General features: G+C 46.7%; 18 protein-coding genes. 16 read left to right on the forward strand and 2 right to left on the reverse strand.

The genetic code is table 11. The annotated features are described in order from the left end of the window. Nucleotides 1-6 precede the first annotated feature (6 nt). From ABXS70_RS04050 to ABXS70_RS04080, 7 genes are all read left to right on the forward strand, one after another. Entirely contained in the window at nt 7-909 is a 903-nt protein-coding gene (locus tag ABXS70_RS04050; RefSeq protein ID WP_342552359.1) for a carbohydrate ABC transporter permease, read from the forward strand. A 209-nt stretch (nt 910-1,118) separates the two neighbouring features. Beyond that, on the forward strand, nt 1,119-1,286 hold the full coding sequence (locus ABXS70_RS04055; RefSeq protein ID WP_366294033.1) for a hypothetical protein: 168 nt from the start codon (nt 1,119-1,121) through the stop codon (nt 1,284-1,286). A gap of 471 nt (nt 1,287-1,757) precedes the next feature. Next, entirely contained in the window at nt 1,758-2,123 is a 366-nt protein-coding gene (locus tag ABXS70_RS04060; RefSeq protein WP_342552358.1) for a hypothetical protein, read from the forward strand. A 30-nt stretch (nt 2,124-2,153) separates the two neighbouring features. After that, a complete protein-coding gene (locus ABXS70_RS04065; protein ID WP_342552357.1) occupies nt 2,154-2,324 on the forward strand; it encodes a hypothetical protein in 171 nt (56 codons plus the stop codon). Nucleotides 2,325-2,405: 81 nt separating this feature from the next. Then, nucleotides 2,406-2,753, forward strand: a complete 348-nt coding sequence (locus ABXS70_RS04070; protein ID WP_342552356.1) for a hypothetical protein — start codon at nt 2,406-2,408, stop codon at nt 2,751-2,753. 131 nt (nt 2,754-2,884) lie between these two features. Next, complete coding sequence (locus ABXS70_RS04075) at nt 2,885-3,703, forward strand: purine-nucleoside phosphorylase (protein ID WP_342552355.1); 819 nt, start codon at nt 2,885-2,887, stop codon at nt 3,701-3,703. A 207-nt stretch (nt 3,704-3,910) separates the two neighbouring features. Further along, entirely contained in the window at nt 3,911-4,243 is a 333-nt protein-coding gene (locus ABXS70_RS04080) for a GRAM domain-containing protein (protein ID WP_342552354.1), read from the forward strand. Between the two features lie 256 nt (nt 4,244-4,499). Here ABXS70_RS04080 and ABXS70_RS04085 read toward each other — a convergent pair whose 3' ends face one another. After that, entirely contained in the window at nt 4,500-5,738 is a 1,239-nt protein-coding gene (locus ABXS70_RS04085; RefSeq protein WP_366294040.1) for an MFS transporter, read from the reverse strand. A gap of 56 nt (nt 5,739-5,794) precedes the next feature. After that, nucleotides 5,795-6,700, reverse strand: a complete 906-nt coding sequence (locus ABXS70_RS04090) for a winged helix-turn-helix domain-containing protein (RefSeq protein WP_342552352.1) — start codon at nt 6,698-6,700, stop codon at nt 5,795-5,797. Nucleotides 6,701-7,114: 414 nt separating this feature from the next. On the opposite strand from ABXS70_RS04090, the gene ABXS70_RS04095 reads away from it, so the two are divergent. The 9 genes from ABXS70_RS04095 to ABXS70_RS04135 all read left to right on the forward strand — a co-directional run bounded on the left by ABXS70_RS04095 (nt 7,115) and on the right by ABXS70_RS04135 (nt 18,266). Continuing rightward, nucleotides 7,115-8,521 (forward strand): stalk domain-containing protein, encoded by a 1,407-nt coding sequence (locus ABXS70_RS04095; RefSeq protein WP_366294043.1) that lies wholly within the window; start codon nt 7,115-7,117, stop codon nt 8,519-8,521. Between the two features lie 103 nt (nt 8,522-8,624). Then, on the forward strand, nt 8,625-9,488 hold the full coding sequence (locus tag ABXS70_RS04100) for a phosphate ABC transporter substrate-binding protein (RefSeq protein WP_342552350.1): 864 nt from the start codon (nt 8,625-8,627) through the stop codon (nt 9,486-9,488). A gap of 130 nt (nt 9,489-9,618) precedes the next feature. Then, the gene (gene pstC / locus ABXS70_RS04105) at nt 9,619-10,587 is read left to right on the forward strand and encodes a phosphate ABC transporter permease subunit PstC (RefSeq protein ID WP_366294047.1); all 969 of its coding nucleotides are present in this window, start codon (nt 9,619-9,621) and stop codon (nt 10,585-10,587) included. Beyond that, on the forward strand, nt 10,584-11,492 hold the full coding sequence (gene pstA, locus ABXS70_RS04110; RefSeq protein WP_342552348.1) for a phosphate ABC transporter permease PstA: 909 nt from the start codon (nt 10,584-10,586) through the stop codon (nt 11,490-11,492). The genes pstC and pstA overlap by 4 nt, the downstream gene beginning before the upstream one ends. A 51-nt stretch (nt 11,493-11,543) precedes the next feature. Beyond that, the gene (gene pstB / locus ABXS70_RS04115; RefSeq protein ID WP_366294051.1) at nt 11,544-12,299 is read left to right on the forward strand and encodes a phosphate ABC transporter ATP-binding protein PstB; all 756 of its coding nucleotides are present in this window, start codon (nt 11,544-11,546) and stop codon (nt 12,297-12,299) included. Nucleotides 12,300-12,701: 402 nt separating this feature from the next. After that, a complete protein-coding gene (locus ABXS70_RS04120) occupies nt 12,702-14,108 on the forward strand; it encodes a sucrose-specific PTS transporter subunit IIBC (RefSeq protein ID WP_366294054.1) in 1,407 nt (468 codons plus the stop codon). Nucleotides 14,109-14,129: 21 nt separating this feature from the next. Then, nucleotides 14,130-16,376 (forward strand): beta-glucosidase BglX, encoded by a 2,247-nt coding sequence (bglX, locus tag ABXS70_RS04125; protein WP_366294057.1) that lies wholly within the window; start codon nt 14,130-14,132, stop codon nt 16,374-16,376. Continuing rightward, a complete protein-coding gene (locus ABXS70_RS04130; RefSeq protein WP_342552344.1) occupies nt 16,373-17,746 on the forward strand; it encodes a glycoside hydrolase family 32 protein in 1,374 nt (457 codons plus the stop codon). Before bglX ends, ABXS70_RS04130 begins: the two co-directional genes overlap by 4 nt. Nucleotides 17,747-17,759: 13 nt before the next feature. Beyond that, nucleotides 17,760-18,266: a PTS glucose transporter subunit IIA gene (locus tag ABXS70_RS04135; RefSeq protein WP_342552343.1), complete on the forward strand. Its 507-nt coding sequence runs from the start codon at nt 17,760-17,762 to the stop codon at nt 18,264-18,266. The last annotated feature ends 50 nt before the right edge of the window (nt 18,267-18,316 follow it).

The raw sequence follows: 18,316 nt of genomic DNA on the forward strand, positions 1-18,316 counted from the left end.
ACATCGATGGGAATAAACAAATCTCGGATTGAGCCGATTGTCTTCCATACATTTAACGGCTTGCTGATGATCTTTATTGCAGTAGTGACTTTATATCCTTTCTTGAATACGCTGGCTATCTCTTTTAACGCCGGGAACGATACGATTCGGGGTGGAATCTATCTATTGCCAAGGGAATGGACCACTCAGAACTACAAGGCGGTATTTGCAGGAGGCACGATATTCCAGGCATTTGGAATCTCCGTCGCCAGAACAGTGCTCGGTACGGTCCTCAGCTTGTTCCTGACCTCCATGCTAGCTTACACCCTGAGCCGCAGAGATTATATTTTGCGCAAACCGATTACGATTATCGTCGTTATGACGATGTACTTCAGCGCAGGTCTCATTCCAACGTACTTCTTGATCAAAGACCTGCACCTGCTGAACAACTTCCTGGTATACATCATTCCAGGTCTGATCAGCGCATTTAACATGATCGTTATTCGAACGTATATCCAGACGCTGCCGGAAGGGTTGATAGAATCAGCCAAGATTGATGGTGCGGGTGATTTCAGGACTTTTATGTCCATCATCCTGCCGCTCTGCCAACCCGTACTCGCAACCGTAGCTTTGTTCATTGCGGTAGGACAGTGGAACTCATGGTTCGATACGTTCCTGTACGCTTCTTCCAAGCAAAATCTGAGTACGCTGCAGTACGAGTTGATGAAGCTGCTGTCATCTTCCATGAATACGAACAGCAGTGCAGCTGTATCCAGTGGGGCAGACATGGGGCAGGCACGCAACATGGTTACGCCGATATCCATTCGGGCTGCGATTACGATTGTTGCAGCACTGCCAATCCTGGTTGTATATCCGTTCCTGCAGAAATACTTTGTACACGGTTTGCAGCTGGGCAGTGTGAAGGAATAGAGTGAAAGCAGAAACAAGGGTGTAAAATCAAGAAAAAGAATGAAATCGATCTATGGTAAATGATCGATTCATTCTTTTTTTTTTTTTTTGTATAATTTTGAAACTTTTTATTTTTTTAGATGTTATTTATTATAGGCACCCGCCTGAAAATAAACAAAGAGATGACATAATGGAAAGAAAAATCATTTTTGGAGCAGGAGCAGTTAAGCTTGCTTATGATAGTAAACTTTCTGGTGCAAGCGGAAATGCTGTGTCATACATGGGATACAACATATGGGGATAATGTTATTCTAAAAAGTAATGGTAGTTTTTCAGTAACCATAAAAGGCGGTACCGATGCTGTCGATACTTTAATTGGACCTGACTATGCGTATTAATGTTCATTAAGTTACAGTGTCTATATATATAAAACTCAGCTACTTCTTTTTGACATATCTAATAAACCAAAATAAAAAAATCCAAGGCAAGATGTATAGCGTTATCCACTCAAATAGACTGATAAGATCAATTACACTAATGCCATTCTGAAACCTTTGATAACTTACTATTGATAATATAAATATAACTATAATACAAATTGAAATTTTCAATGGTCTGTTCGACATGATTGATCACTTCCTTCTTTTAATATGGAATATAATATGTTTTGTAAGCAATAATTACAATGAAGTATTTATTTGTCAATAGTGAAATGAAGTACACTTTTTTAGTATGATGTATTGTGAAGCCAAGTGCCACAGTTCCTCTGAAAAGGATTCTTGAGCGACTCTCGTTTTCCTTAATGTCAGGGATCTGCATAATGCCATGAACTAGTCTTACAGCAAGCATACTCTCACAAGGAGGTAGATATGAGAATTAAATACCTGGTTATGATTCTACTTATGTTTATGCTCGTGGGCTGTTCAAACAGAGTGATATCACTTGATGGAAAAAGCGAAAATTGGCGGGTGATGCTCACCAACAGCTCCGCAGCAGAGATGGTTGAATTCACCATTCGCTATATCGGTGACGAACAGATTGTGAAGGACGTACATTATCAGTTTGGCGGTCAAGAATTCGATGCAAACGGATATGAAGAACATTTGGGTATGCCGCAGCGGCATATTAAACACGCTTCAGGTTCCAAGTTTCTGGATCTTGAACCCTTTCCGATGCCTGTTCATATTCAATGGAATGAGGATCAAGTGGAGACCGTATATCTTCAGGGGTTGTAAAACCATATCTTCATGACGGAGTTGAAGAAGATGAAAAATATTCGGAATAATTCGTTAACTTTTGTCGGGAATTTCGTGATGGCCTATTTTATTTTCGGAGAAGGAACGCTCGGCAGACCGCTGATCTTTGCCTTCTGCATGCTCATGCTGATGATGGGGATAGACTGGTATAAAAGCAGAGCTAACTATACGCTGTATTAGTGTGCGTATGTGTACAAAGAGCCGATTTTGCAGAGGATCGGCTTTTTGGTGTACATTTTTAGAGAGGAGGTGCTTGATCTTTTGTCACAAACGCTATGTCTTGACCTATTCAGACGCTGGATGATGCAGAAACAGGAAAAGCTGCAGATGCTTCAGATCACTACAGAAGAGAGAAGACGAGATCCTGAGAAGGAGGAGGAGGGCACTTCTGACATAGATCTCTTCATTGGATATATTCATGAATCAGAAAGAGCCATTGGTCAAATCACGGTATGGGCCTCTAGGCAAATGGAATTTGAGGTCATTAATATCGACACAGAGGAGCGTTTGCTGTGGACGTATGTTGAACAGATTGAAGAACAGGATACCTATTTCGAAACGATATTGGAACCTTATTTTGGGGCGCTGCAGTCCGGGGTTAAGGCTTGATTCTGCTTATCCGGCTCCTGCATTGGAGAGAGAAAAGAGACTCGCATTTACATTAGCGCAGTTGTTCATTACACTTGATAGGTAAAGCTTATGTTTCTAAACCATTTCAGATGTTCAGGAGGAAGTTCATTATGCATCAATCTGCACATATTCAGGAAGCACGGGATTACATATTAAATCGAATCGATACCAAGCCGGCTGTAGGCATGATTCTGGGTTCCGGACTGGGAGCGCTGGCGGACGAGATTGAAAATGCCACGGTTATTCCGTATACGGATATACCTTATTTTGCTCAATCCGAGGCGATCGGTCACGCGAATGAGCTTGTTATTGGGGAACTGATGGGTCAGACGGTAGTAGCGATGAAAGGCCGTTTGCATTATTATGAAGGCTTCACATTAGACGAAGTGACGTTTCCAGTGCGTATCATGAAAGCATTGGGTGTAGAGAAGCTGCTTATTACCAACGCTTGCGGTGCCATCAATACCAGCTTTGAGCCAGGTCAGCTCATGCTGATTACGGATCATATCAATCTGGTGGGGAATAATCCGCTGATGGGACCCAACAATGCTGAACTGGGCGTGCGGTTCCCTGATGTATCCCAGGTGTATAATCGTGAACTGCGCAGCATCGCACTGCAGGTTGCTGAAGAGCAGCGTGTGAATCTGCAGCAGGGGGTTTACGCTTGGTGGAGCGGTCCTGCTTATGAGACGCCTGCCGAAATTCGCATGATTCGTACGATGGGGGCAGATGCTGTCGGTATGTCCACTGTACCAGAGGCAATCGTCGCGATTCATGGGGGTATGAAAGTACTCGGTATTTCTTGTTTGACCAACATGGCATGCGGCATTCTAGATCAGCCTCTCAGTCATGATGAAGTTATTGAGGTAGCCGCGCAGGTGAAAACTACATTCATCGGGTTGGTTAAGGGCATCCTGGAAAAAATGTAATACAGCATCCTAGGGTGTGTAGAGCAAAAGCAGCTATGCAGCGTATCGTGAATTCCCCAAGCACGGTCTGTCAGAAAATTCTGACGGGCAGTGCTTTTTTTGGCACATCAGAGGTTACAGGATTATTCCTTAATCGGAAGATTCCCCCTATAATATGTAAGAGTGACATCAAGACAAGGTTCAGCTGAATAAAAGGAGACTATAACAATGGAAGATTTACGCGAGGATGAATATGTCATTTTTAAACACGTTCATGCGAATTGGTTAAGAAAATTCGAAGGTGTGGGGGGCAAGCTGTTTCTGACGAACCAACGATTGATTTTTATCCCTCATAGTTTAAACTTTCAGACCGAATGGGTGCAAATGGAACTGTGGGGGATGGCCAAAATTGAAAAACATCAAACGTGGGGAATAATACCTAACGGAATTAAAATTACAATGGATTCGGGGGAAGTTGTCAAATTTATCGTATGGAATCGATCAAAGATCATTCGTGAGATTATCTATGCTAAAAGAACCGATGATATTATTTTAGGCTAGTTTTATAGGCATCACATACATACCTGCATGTGTAAGAAGTGATTATTCAAATACCTGCAGACGGAGCCATCTGTATGAAGCATTAGGATTAGGCCCCACCGTTGAGCACGGCATAAGATACAGCCTCATTCTATGTGCTAAGGAATGAGGCTGTTTTTGTGAGTGCATTATTCTAAGATTGTTCTTCCAGAAGGACATACTTATGTAGATATATTTATTAAAATCATTCGCAGCAGTTGTACATTTCAAACCTTCCTCATATGGTTGATTCATTATTTCTAAGCGTCGATAGATCTCCATCCAAAACTTTCAGTGTTGGCAGGAAGGAAGCGGCTGAGGAGCAGACGATAGGAAGTAATCCAACAGTTATAAATAGAGCGGGGATTCCATATTGTTCTGCTGCAGCTGCACCTGCAAAAGCACCTATAGGCTGCAGTCCTCCACCAATGAGGAAGCGAATGGAATTGACTCTGCCTTGTAGAGATACAGGTACAAGTGTGCCATGAAGTGTAGAACTAAGGACACCAAAAAAGGGGCCTGCAGCACCCGAGAAACATAAGATCAGCAGTGCAAATGGATAACTGGGTAACAGGCCGAGCAGGACGTAGCTTAGCCCAATCACGGTTAAACTGCACAGCATGACGGTTCTTCGTTTTTTAAACTCACCCAGCTTCGAGATAATCAGCAGGCCTGCAAGTGTGCCAAATGCCGACGCAGAAGTCAACGTCCCCATGGTCGCTGCGTCCTTGTGAAGAACTTCACGTACAAAAGGAATCATCATCGTCCAAACAGCTATGGATGACATATTACTTATGGCAACCATGGCCATGATGGTTAACATGGCTGGGAACCTTCGATAAAAGGAGAAAGCTTCCCCAATGTCCTGGATGTATTCTTTTGCAGAAAAATGAACCTTATTAGCTGTTTTCTGATAGATGGCAGGCATATAGAGCAAAGCAGTCAAGGCTAGAATGTAACAGGCAGCATTAATGCCTAAGGTGGGCAGGGAACCTGCAAGAGCGATTAAAGCTCCAGCCAGAGCAGGACCAATCAAAGCAGCGGCGTTACGACAGCCATCGATAACGGCAAAAGAACGTGTTAATTGCTGTTTGCCCACTACGCCAGGAATAACGGCCATGGCTGTCGGCATGAACAGAGCGGAGCAAGCACCACTGAGTGCTGCCGCGGCGAAGAGATGCCAGACATGCAGATGACTGCCTGTCATACTCAGCGTCAGTGGAATCAAAAGAGCCGTTAGTCTAACCACTACAAGTCCAGTCATGAATTTTCCCCGGTTCAATCGATCGGAAAGCGGCGACCCGAGCAGGCGAAAACATACTTCGGAGATACTGAAGCAGAGTGCCATAGCTCCCATCGCCAGTTTGGAAGCTGTCAATTCATAGACTAGCCATTCCATAGCTAAGAGACCAAAAACATCACCGAAGGAACTTAGAGTAACTGTGACCAATAGATAGTAGTAACTTCGTTTAAACATGAAGGTTCCCCCGTAGATGTAGATTAATGTTTACTGATTGGAGAGAAAGGACCAGATCAGCCTTGAAGATAGGTTTTAATCTGCTGCGGAAAGTCATTCAAGGCTTCTAATCGCAGGCTGTATTCCGTATTTTTGTGTTTGTAGTGAACGATGATGAGACCTGCAGCGCGTAAAAAAATGAGATGATAATGAATTGTGCTCTTGGAAAGCTTGACTTGGCGGACAATTTCAGAAAAGGAAAGCTGTTTACCCGCAAGGATACGCAAAATAATTAATCGGGTTTCATCAGACAATGCCCTTGTGAGACGCAGCAGTTTGGGATCAGGACGACCTGCTTCGGTTGGAATAATGTCACAAGAGTAATTCGTGAAAATAACCTCGTCCAACATCGTGGATGTGACAAAAGGGCGTGCGTGGTATTGGGGAATCAGGATGACCTTTTTTAATTGTGAGTTCGAGTATATTCGCATTCCCTGCGTTGCTTGTTCATAAACTTCCTGGTCATCTGTGTTGTCAAGACTGGCGCGTCTTGTCTCTGCCTCGCGTGTAAGTTCATCAAGGATAACCGGGTTGATCTCACTGAAATAGTGGTTATTCCATTCCCTTAACACCTCTATTGTATGGCTGCGTAGGAGTGGAAGATTAGAGGGGACAGACATGTGAAACTGTGACGCGATGTCAAATAACTGTCCTGTTGACAGGTTTTCAAGCCAATCCAGAAATCCATTCACCGTGCGTTCTTCCGGGCAGGTCCAAATGTAGGGAGCCAGAGTGAAATTATCTGTGGCTTTCATCATTTCGCGCATAAGTTGAAGCTTGGCAGGCGTAAATCGATGCTGCACATCACGGATCCAGGTTTTTCCCGCATCCAGAGCATTATGATTTTGCTTGTTCATAAAAGCAGCAAGACTGTTTACACATTCGTACATCGGGGCAAAATCGACTTCTACTGTATACTTCATAGAATAAAACCTCCATTAGTTCTATATTTATAGAACAAGTATGTTGTTTTATATTATATGAACTATTTGGATTTAGCAATAGGACGAGTTCATTGGTGATAACACGTTTGAGTAATGGTACGGCTCTGCTTGGCAATCTTTATCGTATGCTTGCACCCTTCCGTCTTTACCTGCACAGATGCTGCATGGATCTCTGAATATGAAAACATTGACATTATGTTGACAATTCCAATATTTCCCGTTTACAAATCACTCCTATAATTACAAACGTGATAGGTCATTTTGACTATGAACGTGGATAGTTTGGGGGGATGAGCAGACAGCTCTCATATTGACGATACATGCAAGAATTCCGAACAGGGCACAGCAAAATCAGGCAGGAATATATGGAGAAAAGAAGGGTGACAAGAGCCAATGTCAATGAAAAAGGTGTTTGTAGTGTCCATGGCAGCCGCAGTGATCACAACGTCTGTGGCTGGTGCAGTATCGGCTGCTCCTGCAGCAAAACCTGCTGCGGGTACGAGTACAGCGCAGGTGAAAAACGCCACGTTGACCATAAACGGTAACAACATCATTGTACGGTCCATCGTAAAGAACGGGGAAACCCTTGTAGCGGTGCGCGACATCATTAATGCCATTGGAGCACAAGCCGAAGTTGTAGGCGGAGCAACCGTGATTCAACTGAATGGTCATAAGGTCAGCTTACAGAACAAGTCGAAGCAGCTTGATGTTGACGGTACAAAGGTAGACCTGAATCAGCCCATTTCGATCATCGGAGGCACCAGCTATGCTGCGCTTCGTCCGCTGGTATCCAGTGTAGGTGGGACGGTCAGTTTAAAGAACGGTCAGCTTGAGATCAGCACCATTGCACTCATTGAAGGCGCAGAGAACCCGCGTATTGCCGGAGCAGGTCATCTGATTGTCTCCAAAAACGATGAGCAGGGTAGAAACGACTATCTTGTAGATACAGCCACTGGGAAATATGAACTGCTGTTAACAACGGAAGGCGGTTCAGACCTAGTGGTGTCTCCGAGCGGTACTCAAGCAGTCTATACCAATGCAGAAGGAGCCGTATATGTTATCGATCTGACAACCAAGGCTTCCAAACTCATTACAAGTGATACAAGTATCAAGCCGGAACTGGTCTGGTCTGCGGATGAAAGTTCGATTTACTTCCTGCAGGGGGATAAAGGTTCGGTAATTGCGAATCTGAATCTGGCAGACGGCTCGATCAAAAAGCTGGTGGAAGATAAGGTAGATTACAAGGAAAACCTGAATGTTTCCGCAAGTGGTAAACGATTCATTTACACCGTAACAACGCTGGGTAAAGTGACAGCAGATGCGACCAATGTAGATGAAGACAATATCGACATTGATTTCTCGGCTAACCAGCAGCAGTTATTTTCATATAACAACGGTGATGGGAAACCTGAGGCTGTGAAGTTGACAACCTCAACCGATGATAAAGTATTTATCTATTCGGCAGACGGACAGAAAGCCTACTACGTAAGCGTACCGTCTGGGGAGGGTAATGCTTCACTGATGTCTGTAGACGCATCTCAGAAGCCGGTTAATGTGTATAACGAGCATGATGTAGAGCAGGCGATATTGTCAGGCAGTATACTGTATGTGCTTGCTTCGCAGGATGAAAAGAACAGCGTGATCCTGGCCATTGATACTGTAACCGGACAGCAATCCAAGCTGTATACCGTATCTTCCGATGTATCCTCGATTGTGGTGAAAGGTGCTCAGATTGCGGTTGTTGAGAACGGACGAGTGCTGGTTCAGGCAGAGGGCGGCTGGAAATCCATAACGAAGTAAAGCGGCATATACGCAGCGATGCGGATGTAAATAAAAGTACGTAATCCAATAATGAATGAACTGAGATAAAAAAGATCGTTACATTCGAGAGGAGTTTATAACAATGAAAAAATGGATTAAACCGTTCACGGCAATGCTGATGGCTGTATCTCTGGTCGGGGGACTTGGTGGTGCATTGACTGCAGATGCTGCCAAAAGCAATGAGAAGGGTAAAATCGTCATCAATGGTTCTTCTGCGCTGCTCCCATTGACGCTTCAGGCTGCAAGTGAGTTCAAGAAAGATAATCCAAAAGTTAAAATTTCAGCTTCGGCTGCAGGCTCGGTGACAGGCCCACAATCCGTTCGTAAAGGCATTGCGGACATCGGAGCAGTAGACTGGGATGCATCCAAGGATGTACCTGGCTTCAAAAAATTTGACGGACAGGTCGCTCATCCGGTAGCGGTAACCGTGTTTACTGCCGTAGTGAATACGAACGTGAGTGTAACGAATCTGACTACGAAACAACTGCAGGATATCTTCTCTGGCAAAGTAACGAACTGGAAAGAAGTTGGCGGTACAGACGGTAAAATCGTTGTCGTTAACCGTAAGTTCGGATCAGGTACACGCGTTAATTTCCAGCAAAAAGCACTCGATGGCAAAGATTTCATGAGCAAAGGGGACAACTACAAAGAAGTGGGTTCCAGCGGCGACATGAAAACAACAATTGAAACAACACCTAACGCGATCGGTTATATCGACCTGCCGTACGTAACAAGCAAAATGAAAGCTGTATCCATCAACGGTGCGGCTCCCACAGAGAAAAACGTGCTGAACAAAACGTACAAAGTATGGGGGATCGGATACTACATGACCAAAGGTGAGCCAACGGGTGCAGTCAAAGCATTCATTGATTACATCCAAAGCAGCAAGTTCCAGAACGGTTCCCTCAAAAAGTTGAAATTCATTCCGCTGGCAGCCGTGAAATAAGTATTGATTCCGATCTAATCTATCTATATCAGTATTCGTAATCAACATCCTGCAGTTCATAAGAAAGGGATAGCCAGCTTCCGCGCGTGGTCGCCAAGCTGGCTTCTCTATGTGAAAGGAAGAGCCCTTTATGATGGAAATGAATCCACCGGGGAACAGCCCGACTCCGCAGGAGCTTGGTCCAAGCCTTGGCAGAGCGCCTGAGAAGAGAAGACGTTTTGACCGCAAAGCCCGCCTCCGGTGGTCCAACCAGTTGTTTCGTATCCTCTGCATTGGAAGTGCGGCCTTTGTCTGCCTTGTCCTGTTGTGTATTCTGGTACTTATGCTCCGCACAGGTGTGCTGACTTTTGCAGACGTCTCGCTGAAGGAGTTCTTTTTCTCAACGAACTGGGACCCGGAAAATGAGCATTACGGTGCACTGACCTTTATTCTCGGCACGTTTGCGCTCACCGGACTAACTATGCTGATGGCGATTCCGCTATCGATTATTATTGCTGTCTTTCTGGCGGAAATGATGCCCAAATGGCTTCGACGTCTGCTGCGTCCTGTGCTGGATCTGCTGGTGGGTATTCCGTCTGTCGTTTATGGCTTTCTCGGTTTGACGGTGCTGATTCCATGGCTCAGAGACTTGAGCGGGCGTGATCTGGCAGATGGTCTGCTCGCAGCGGCTATTGTGCTCACAATCATGGTACTGCCGACGATTAGCCGGATTAGTGATGATGCGATCTCGGCGGTGCCCAATAAATACCGGGATGCGGCCTATGCGCTGGGTACGAACCGCTTTCAAACGATTACCCGTGTCGTTCTTCCCGCGGCAAGAGGCGGCATTATGTATGCTGTGATTCTAGGCATGACACGAGCCATTGGCGAGACAATGGCGGTGGTGATGGTCATTGGTAATACGGCGCAGCTTCCGAGCAGTCTGTTTACTCCGACAGCCGTGCTGACCAGCAACATTGTGATGCAGATCTCCAGTGTAGAGTTTGATTCAACCTGGAATCATGGCCTGTACATGATGGGCTTTATTTTGCTGGCCATCTCGATTCTGATGATTGCTGCCGTAAGAATGCTGCAGAAGAGAGGGGGACGCAGCCTGTGAGCGTGAAGAAGGAAGTCCATCCGGCTCCAGCCTATTCCTTTGGCAGACGACGGGCGTCCTCCGCGTGGACGGATCGGCTGTTTACAGGCACAGTGTGGGGCATCGGTATCGTTGTCATTTTATTCATTGTTGGACTGTTATTCCTGCTGCTGCAGAAAGGGCTGCCGATGCTCAGCTGGGATTTCCTGTACGGTGTACCGAGTGAGATCGAAGAAGGGGGAGGCATTGGCCCCGCACTGTTTAACTCCTTTTACGTGCTGATTCTGTCACTTCTCATCTCGATTCCGATCGGGTTTGCAGCAGGGATTTACCTGGCTGAATTTTCACCAAACAACAAATGGATTGAGATGGTTAGGATCTGTGTGGAGGGATTGTCATCCGTTCCATCCATTATTTTTGGTTTGTTTGGGATTGCGCTGTTTGTTGAGTATTTCGAGATTGGTCTGACGATTCTTGGGGCTGCGGTCAGTCTTGCTTTCCTAAACCTGCCCGTGCTGACACGGGTGACGGAGGAATCGGTCCGAGCTGTTCCCACAGAACTTCGCAGCGGCTCGTTTGCACTGGGGGCGACGCATCTGCAGACAATTCGGAAGGTCATGCTGCCGGTTGCTTTGAACGGGATTATGACAGGCATCTGTCTGACCGCAGGGCGTGCTTTTGGTGAGAGTGCCGTTATTATTTTGACTGCGGGTGTGTCCACGTCGGGTGAAATGTGGGATTTTAATCTGTTATCGCCAGGCGGAACGCTGGCTGTGCACCTATGGTATATCCAGTCCGAGGCCATCGTACCGGATGCCGAACAGATTGCGCAGAAATCCACGGCCGTGCTGATCTTTGTTGTACTGCTTATCAATATTTTGTTCCGTCTGCCACTATGGTTCAATGCTCGCAAAAATCAGGTCTGAGCAGCGCACCGAACATGCAGTATACTCTATGGATCAACGGAGGACACAATTGTGAAATCGATTATTGAAATTAACAAGCTGAGCTTATTTTATGGCAGTCTTCAAGCGCTGAAGGGAGTGTCCATTGATATCCCGGAACGCGCTATTACAGCGTTTATCGGTCCTTCTGGCTGCGGCAAATCCACACTGCTGCGCACCCTGAACCGTATGAATGACCGGATACCCGGAACGCGGATCGAGGGCACTGTGACTGTGGGCGGCACCAACATTTACAGTGGTGATGTGCATGTCGAAACGATACGCAAGAAGATTGGTATGGTCTTTCAGCAGCCGAACCCTTTCCCCAAATCCATCTACGACAACATTGCGTTTGGACCGAGACAGCACGGGATTCATGGCAAAAAAAAGCTGGATGAGATCGTTGAACACAGCCTGCGTTCCGCCGCTCTCTGGGATGAGGTCAAAGACAGCCTGAAGCGCTCAGCGCTCAGCTTGTCAGGTGGACAGCAGCAGCGTCTCTGCATCGCTCGTGCCTTGGCGGTTGAGCCGGACATCCTGCTGATGGATGAAGCGACGGCTTCCCTTGACCCGGTATCCACCTTCAAGATTGAGGAGCTGACTCATGAGCTGAAGGAGTGTTACACGATTGTGATGGTCACCCACAACATGCAGCAGGCGGCTCGTGTTTCGCAGCAGACGGTATTTTTCCTGAACGGTGAGGTCATCGAGTATTCAGCTACCCAACGTATGTTTGCTGAACCGGTCGATGTGCGTACACAGGATTATATCAGCGGTCGATTTGGCTGAGATCGGTTGTAAGCGAGCTTCGATACAGAGCCTATCTATAGAGCCTATCTATAATACTATCTATAGGGAAGGAGAGCCTTTCAGTGAGAGCTGAAGGGCATTTTTTGTCTTTACAGATGCCGCCCATGAGTGCATACTGCGCAAAGGGCAGGTAGACCCTGGATTAAACAGTTCCAATATGGTGTATCCTTAGGAAACGCGTCATAATCAGAAATAGATTATATTGGTGGAAGTAGATATTTTTGCGGGAAAACGAATGCTGCCCAGGCGGTGTACCTCATCAAAAACAGATAAAAGGTAAAAATTTGACCTGAATCACGTAAAATAAGACCGCTGTTTGTAAGCGTCATCTTGTTATGCTTATAAGCAGGTAAACACTTAAGAACTGAAAGGGAGAGACAGATGGGTCTTGATAAGGAATATGAAAAAATTGCCCAGGATGTAATTAAAGGGCTCGGTGGAAAAGAAAACATTATTTCAATGGCACACTGCGCGACACGGCTCAGACTGATTGTGAAGGATAGAGACATTATTGATGATGAGTTTATCGAGAACGTCGATAAAGCCAAAGGCGTCTTTTTTACTTCAGGGCAGTATCAAATCATTTTTGGAACCGGTACCGTTAACCGGGTATATGAAGCGATGGTAGGCCAGGATGTATCTTCTTCGTCCAAAGCAGAATTGAAAGAAAAAGCCTCGGATCAGGATGATAATTTCTTCAAACGAATGATCCGCATTTTCGGAGATGTATTCGTACCGATTATTCCTGCACTTGTAGCAACCGGTTTATTTATGGGTGTCAGAGGTCTGATTACGCAGCCGGCTATACTTGAATGGTTTGGATTGACCCCGGATAGTATCTCGGATAATTTCTTGTTATTTACACAAATATTGACGGACACCGCTTTTGGCTTCCTGCCTGTACTGGTGTGCTGGTCAACGTTCCGGGTGTTTGGCGGGTCACCGCTGCTCGGGATTCTTCTCGGCTTGATGCTCGTCAGTCCAGCTCTGCCTACCTCATGGGATGTGGCACAGGGCGCACAGGAACCGCTGATGTTCCTTGGATTTATTAAAGTAGCCGGGTATCAGGGATCGGTGCTGCCTGCGTTTATAATCGGGATTGTAGGCACGTTGTTGGAAAAAAGAATACGGAAATGGGTCCCGGAAGCCCTGGATCTAATTTTAACTCCTTTCCTGACACTGCTCGTCTCTTTATTACTGGGACTATTCGTGATTGGTCCTGTATTCCATGAAGTTGAATTATTCATTCTGACCGCTGTTACATGGATTCTGAAGCTTCCGTTTGGAATCGGCGGATTTATCTATGGCGGGATTAACCAGTTCATTGTCGTTACAGGGCTGCATCATGCTTTGAATTTGATTGAGATTCAAATGCTGAGTGACAGCGGATGGAATATGGTTAATGCGATCAGTTCAGGCTCAATTGCTGCCCAAGCGGGAGCTGCCCTCGCTGTAGGTCTGAAAGCCAAAAGCGCAAAAATCAAGTCGGTTGCATATCCATCGTCCTTGTCCGCGCTGCTCGGCATAACGGAACCGGCGATCTTTGGTGTAAACATCCGTTACGGAAAACCATTTTTGATGGGCCTGATTGGCGGCGCATTTGCCGGATTCTTTGCACGGCTCATGGATGTTCAGGCAACAGGAATGTCTATCACCGTGATCCCGGGCATGCTGCTGTACTTGAATTCGCAGATTATTCCTTACATTTTGACCTGTGCGATCGGGTTTGGAATTGCCTTTGCGCTGACCTGGATGTTTGGTTTCAAAGAAAAAGCTAACCTTAAATAAAGAAACAGGTGGAGAAAAACCATGCCTAACAAACTGTTTGAACGATTGAACCGTCTTACTGTACAAGAAAAAATAGGACAGCTGGTTCAGCTGACCGGAGATTTTTTTGAAAGAGATCTGGACACGGTTGTCACCGGCCCGCTCAAGAAACTGGGACTGCATTCGGATTACAATGTGTATAACACAGGCTCCATTCTTAATGTAACAGACCCGGACCAGATTATTCGGCTGCAGACGGACTATCTGGAGCGGTCCAGTCATAACATACCGCTGCTGTTCATGGCGGATATCATCTATGGATTTCGGACGATTTTCCCGATTCCGCTGGCCCAGACCTGCAGCTGGAACTTTGAGGAGATTGAGAACGCCGCGAGCATTGCTGCTCGCGAATGTTATGACGAAGGAGTACACGTCACCTTCTCTCCGATGGTGGATATCGTAAGAGATCCTCGCTGGGGCCGGGTGATGGAATCGCCAGGTGAAGATACGCTGCTGGCCCGGAAATATGCGGAAAGCACCGTTTACGGACTGCAGGGCCGGGGAGACGGCCGTATTCCGGCAGATAAACTAGCCGCTTGCGTCAAGCATTTTGCCGCTTATGGCGCACCTATAGCCGGACGGGAATATAACGCTGTGGATATGTCCGAGCATATGCTTCGCGAATATTATTTGCCTGGATATCAGGCTGCAGTGGATGCGGGAGCCAAGCTGGTGATGACCGCATTTAATACATTGAATGGGATTCCGGCCACCGGTAATGAATGGTTAAACCGGGATCTGCTTCGAGAAGAAATGAAGTTCGATGGAGTGCTCATCTCGGATTATGCAGCAGTCGAAGAATTGATTATGCACGGTTACGCCGAGAACGCTGCGGAAGCCGCCAAGCTGGCTTTGAAAGCAGGTGTAGATATGGATATGAAGACTGCCGTGTATGCGAACCATCTGGAGAACCTGATATCGGAGAACAAACATCTGGAACAGCTTTTGAATGACGCGGTGTACCGTGTTCTTAAGCTTAAGGAGGATCTCGGCCTTTTTGAAGACCCGTTCCGTGGTTTGACAACAACACGTCCGCAGCGGCCTAATCGCATTCTATCCGATGAGCACAAAGCGGCTTCGAGAAGCCTTGCTGAACAGTCCATTGTGTTATTGAAAAATGAAAATGATGTGCTGCCTTTGACGAACAAAACCCGAATCGCGCTGATTGGACCTTACGCCGAGGAAACTTCTACGCTGGGCATGTGGGCCATTAAGGGGAATGAAGCAGACACCGTTCACTTGAAACAAGGCTTAATGCAGCATATCGATGCTGACAACCTGTCGGTCTGTCGTGGTGCTCATCTGCTTCCTGAACATGCACGCGAGGCACTGGGCAAATATGTAGACAAACTGCCTGTCGAAACCGTGGATGAAGATGTACTGCTTCAGGAGGCCATTCAGAAAGCAAGTGCTGCGGATACGGTGATCCTGGCAGTTGGAGAGAGTATTTATCAGAGCGGAGAGGGCGGATCACGTACGAATCCGACACTGCCTGAATCCCAGTTAAAGCTGATGCGTGCCTTAAGCGAACTTGGCAAAAAGCTGATTGTGATTGTGTACAGCGGGCGTCCATTAATCCTTACGGAAGCTGCGGAATACGCGGGTGCACTTATTCAGGCCTGGTACCCTGGAACCATGGGTGGAGAAGCGCTGGCTAACATTTTATATGGAACCGTCAATCCGTCCGGTAAGCTGACCATGACTTTTCCTCGAAGTGTGGGGCAGATCCCGATCTATTACAATGAACTGAATACAGGTCGTCCTGACCTGCCTGAGAACGGGTCGTATCGATTTGCATCCAGATATATAGATGAAGTTAATGAAGCGTTGTATCCGTTCGGGTATGGTAAATCGTACACGACGTTTGATTATCAACTGCTTTCCATAAGCCGGAAGGAGATTAGTGTAAGTGAATCCATGGATGTTGAGGTATCTGTCACCAACACCGGTAAGTACGATGGAAAAGAAACGCTCGAGCTGTACATTCGGGACCGTTTTGCCAGTGTGACAAGACCCGTTAAAGTATTAGCCGACTTCCGGCAGCTATTTTTAAAGAGCGGAGAGACCCAAACGGTGCATTTCTCCATTCAAGAAGACATGCTCCGGTTCTATGGAAGCCGTATGAAGTATGAGAGTGAACCCGGAGAGTTTGATGTTTACATTGGGACAAGCTCACAGGATACACCGCTGACCTTTCGTTTTTCTCTTCGAGGGGAGCAACCGTCATGAGTAAAAGTGAAGCTTATCATCTAAAGTATCACATTACTCCGCCGTACGGTCTGCTGAATGATCCCAACGGTCTGTGCTATTTTGAGGGGCAGTATCATGTGTTCTATCAGTGGAATCCGTTCGGGACAGAACATAGAAATAAAAGTTGGGGTCATGTTGTGTCTGACGATCTTGTCCACTGGCATCGAAAAAAAGCGGCTTTGGTTCCTTCGGAACCTTATGACAAGGACGGAATCTACTCCGGCGGGAGCGTTGTGCATAACGGGAAGATGTATTTGTTCTACACGGGCAACGTGATCCGTGAGGATGGAAGCAGAGCGAGTTATCAGTGCGCCGCAGTCTCTGAGGACGGAGAACAGTTTCAGAAGCTGGGCCCGCTCTTTGAGCATCCTGCAGGGTATACAAGACATGTTCGCGATCCGAAAGTATGGCAGGACCGGGCCGGGGATTGGTGGATGATCGTAGGTGCCCAGCGAGAGAATCTCACAGGAGATGCACTGGTATACAAATCAGGAGATCTAATCCATTGGTCACTCCAAGGTTCCTTTCTGGAGCAGGAAAGTCCCTTCGGTTATATGTGGGAATGTCCGGATGTTTTGCAGTTCCCGGAGCAGGATGTGTTTGTATTTTCACCCCAAGGTCTGCGTGAAGAAGGGGATAAATACAGAAATCCGAACCAATCCGGATATATCGTTGGTCACATTTCAGACGAAGGGAGATTCTCGGGCAGTTTGTCTGAATTTGAAGAACTGGATCACGGGTTTGATTTCTATGCACCCCAGGCATTCCGGACAGAAGACCGAATCATCATGTTTGGGTGGATGAGTGCGATGACCGAAGAGGCAGAGCGAGCCGTGCCAACCATACAAGAAGGATGGGTTCATACCCTTACCCTTCCAAGAGAAATGGTGATGAGAGAAGGGACCCTGCGGCAGCAGCCAATACCAGAGCTGCAGGCGCTAAGAAGCGATGAATCCCAGCATAAAGTTCACGGCGGGGGGCAGTGGAATCTTCCTTCGCTTTCATCCGAAATTCTCATTCGATTCACGGAGCCGTCCAAAGATTTTTGCATCGTCATTCGCAAAGCCGTTCGTATTGAATTTGAACATGAACATCGTCGTGTAACGGTCTGGAGAACGAACTGGTTGACCGGAGAGAAGGAGAATCGCAGCACGGTGCTGTGTCACATCCCTTCAGTGATGCAGATCTATGTGGAAAGCTCCAGCATCGAGCTTTTTGTGAACGAAGGCGAGGACGTATTCTCGTTGCGATATTTCACGGACGATACTGCTGAGCTCAGCCTGGCCTTGGAATCCGAAGGCGTGGAAGCGGAGTTACAAGTGTATGCACTGCAGAAAAGTATAGATTAGGAGAGGATTTCACATGTTCTCATGGGGAAAAAACAAAAAGACACTGGAGGCACTGGAAATCCTGGCTCCAATTCCTGGTGAAGTAAAGTTATTAAGCGAAGTGCCTGACCCCGCATTTGCTGGCGGTCATATGGGAGAGGGAGCAGCGATTGAGCCTGCCGAAGGCCGTGTGTACGCCCCGTTTGACGGGAAAGTCGCTCACGTGATGGACAAAAGCAAACATGCGGTTATCCTTGAACATAAGAGCGGCATTCAGGTTCTTATTCACGTGGGCATTGAAACCGTGTCCCTTAAGGGAGAGGGCTTCACCGTACATGTTAAAAACGGGGCGAAAGTCAGACAGGGACAGCTGCTGCTTGAGTTTGATATACAGACGATTAAGGCTGCGGGTCTGTCCGTAATGAGTCCGATTATTGTACCGGAAGGACTGGAAGCTGCAGCCCGGGTAGACGTTCACGACCCTCAGAAGCGTACAAGCCCGGATGATCCAATAATGACTGTGCATCTGAAGTCATCATAAAAGGCATTTACTGCTGCAGCAGCTTGAGTATGGTGAGTGAGGTAATGGGC

The sequence above is a fragment of the Paenibacillus sp. AN1007 genome, from assembly GCF_040702995.1.
Lineage (GTDB): Bacteria > Bacillota > Bacilli > Paenibacillales > Paenibacillaceae > Paenibacillus.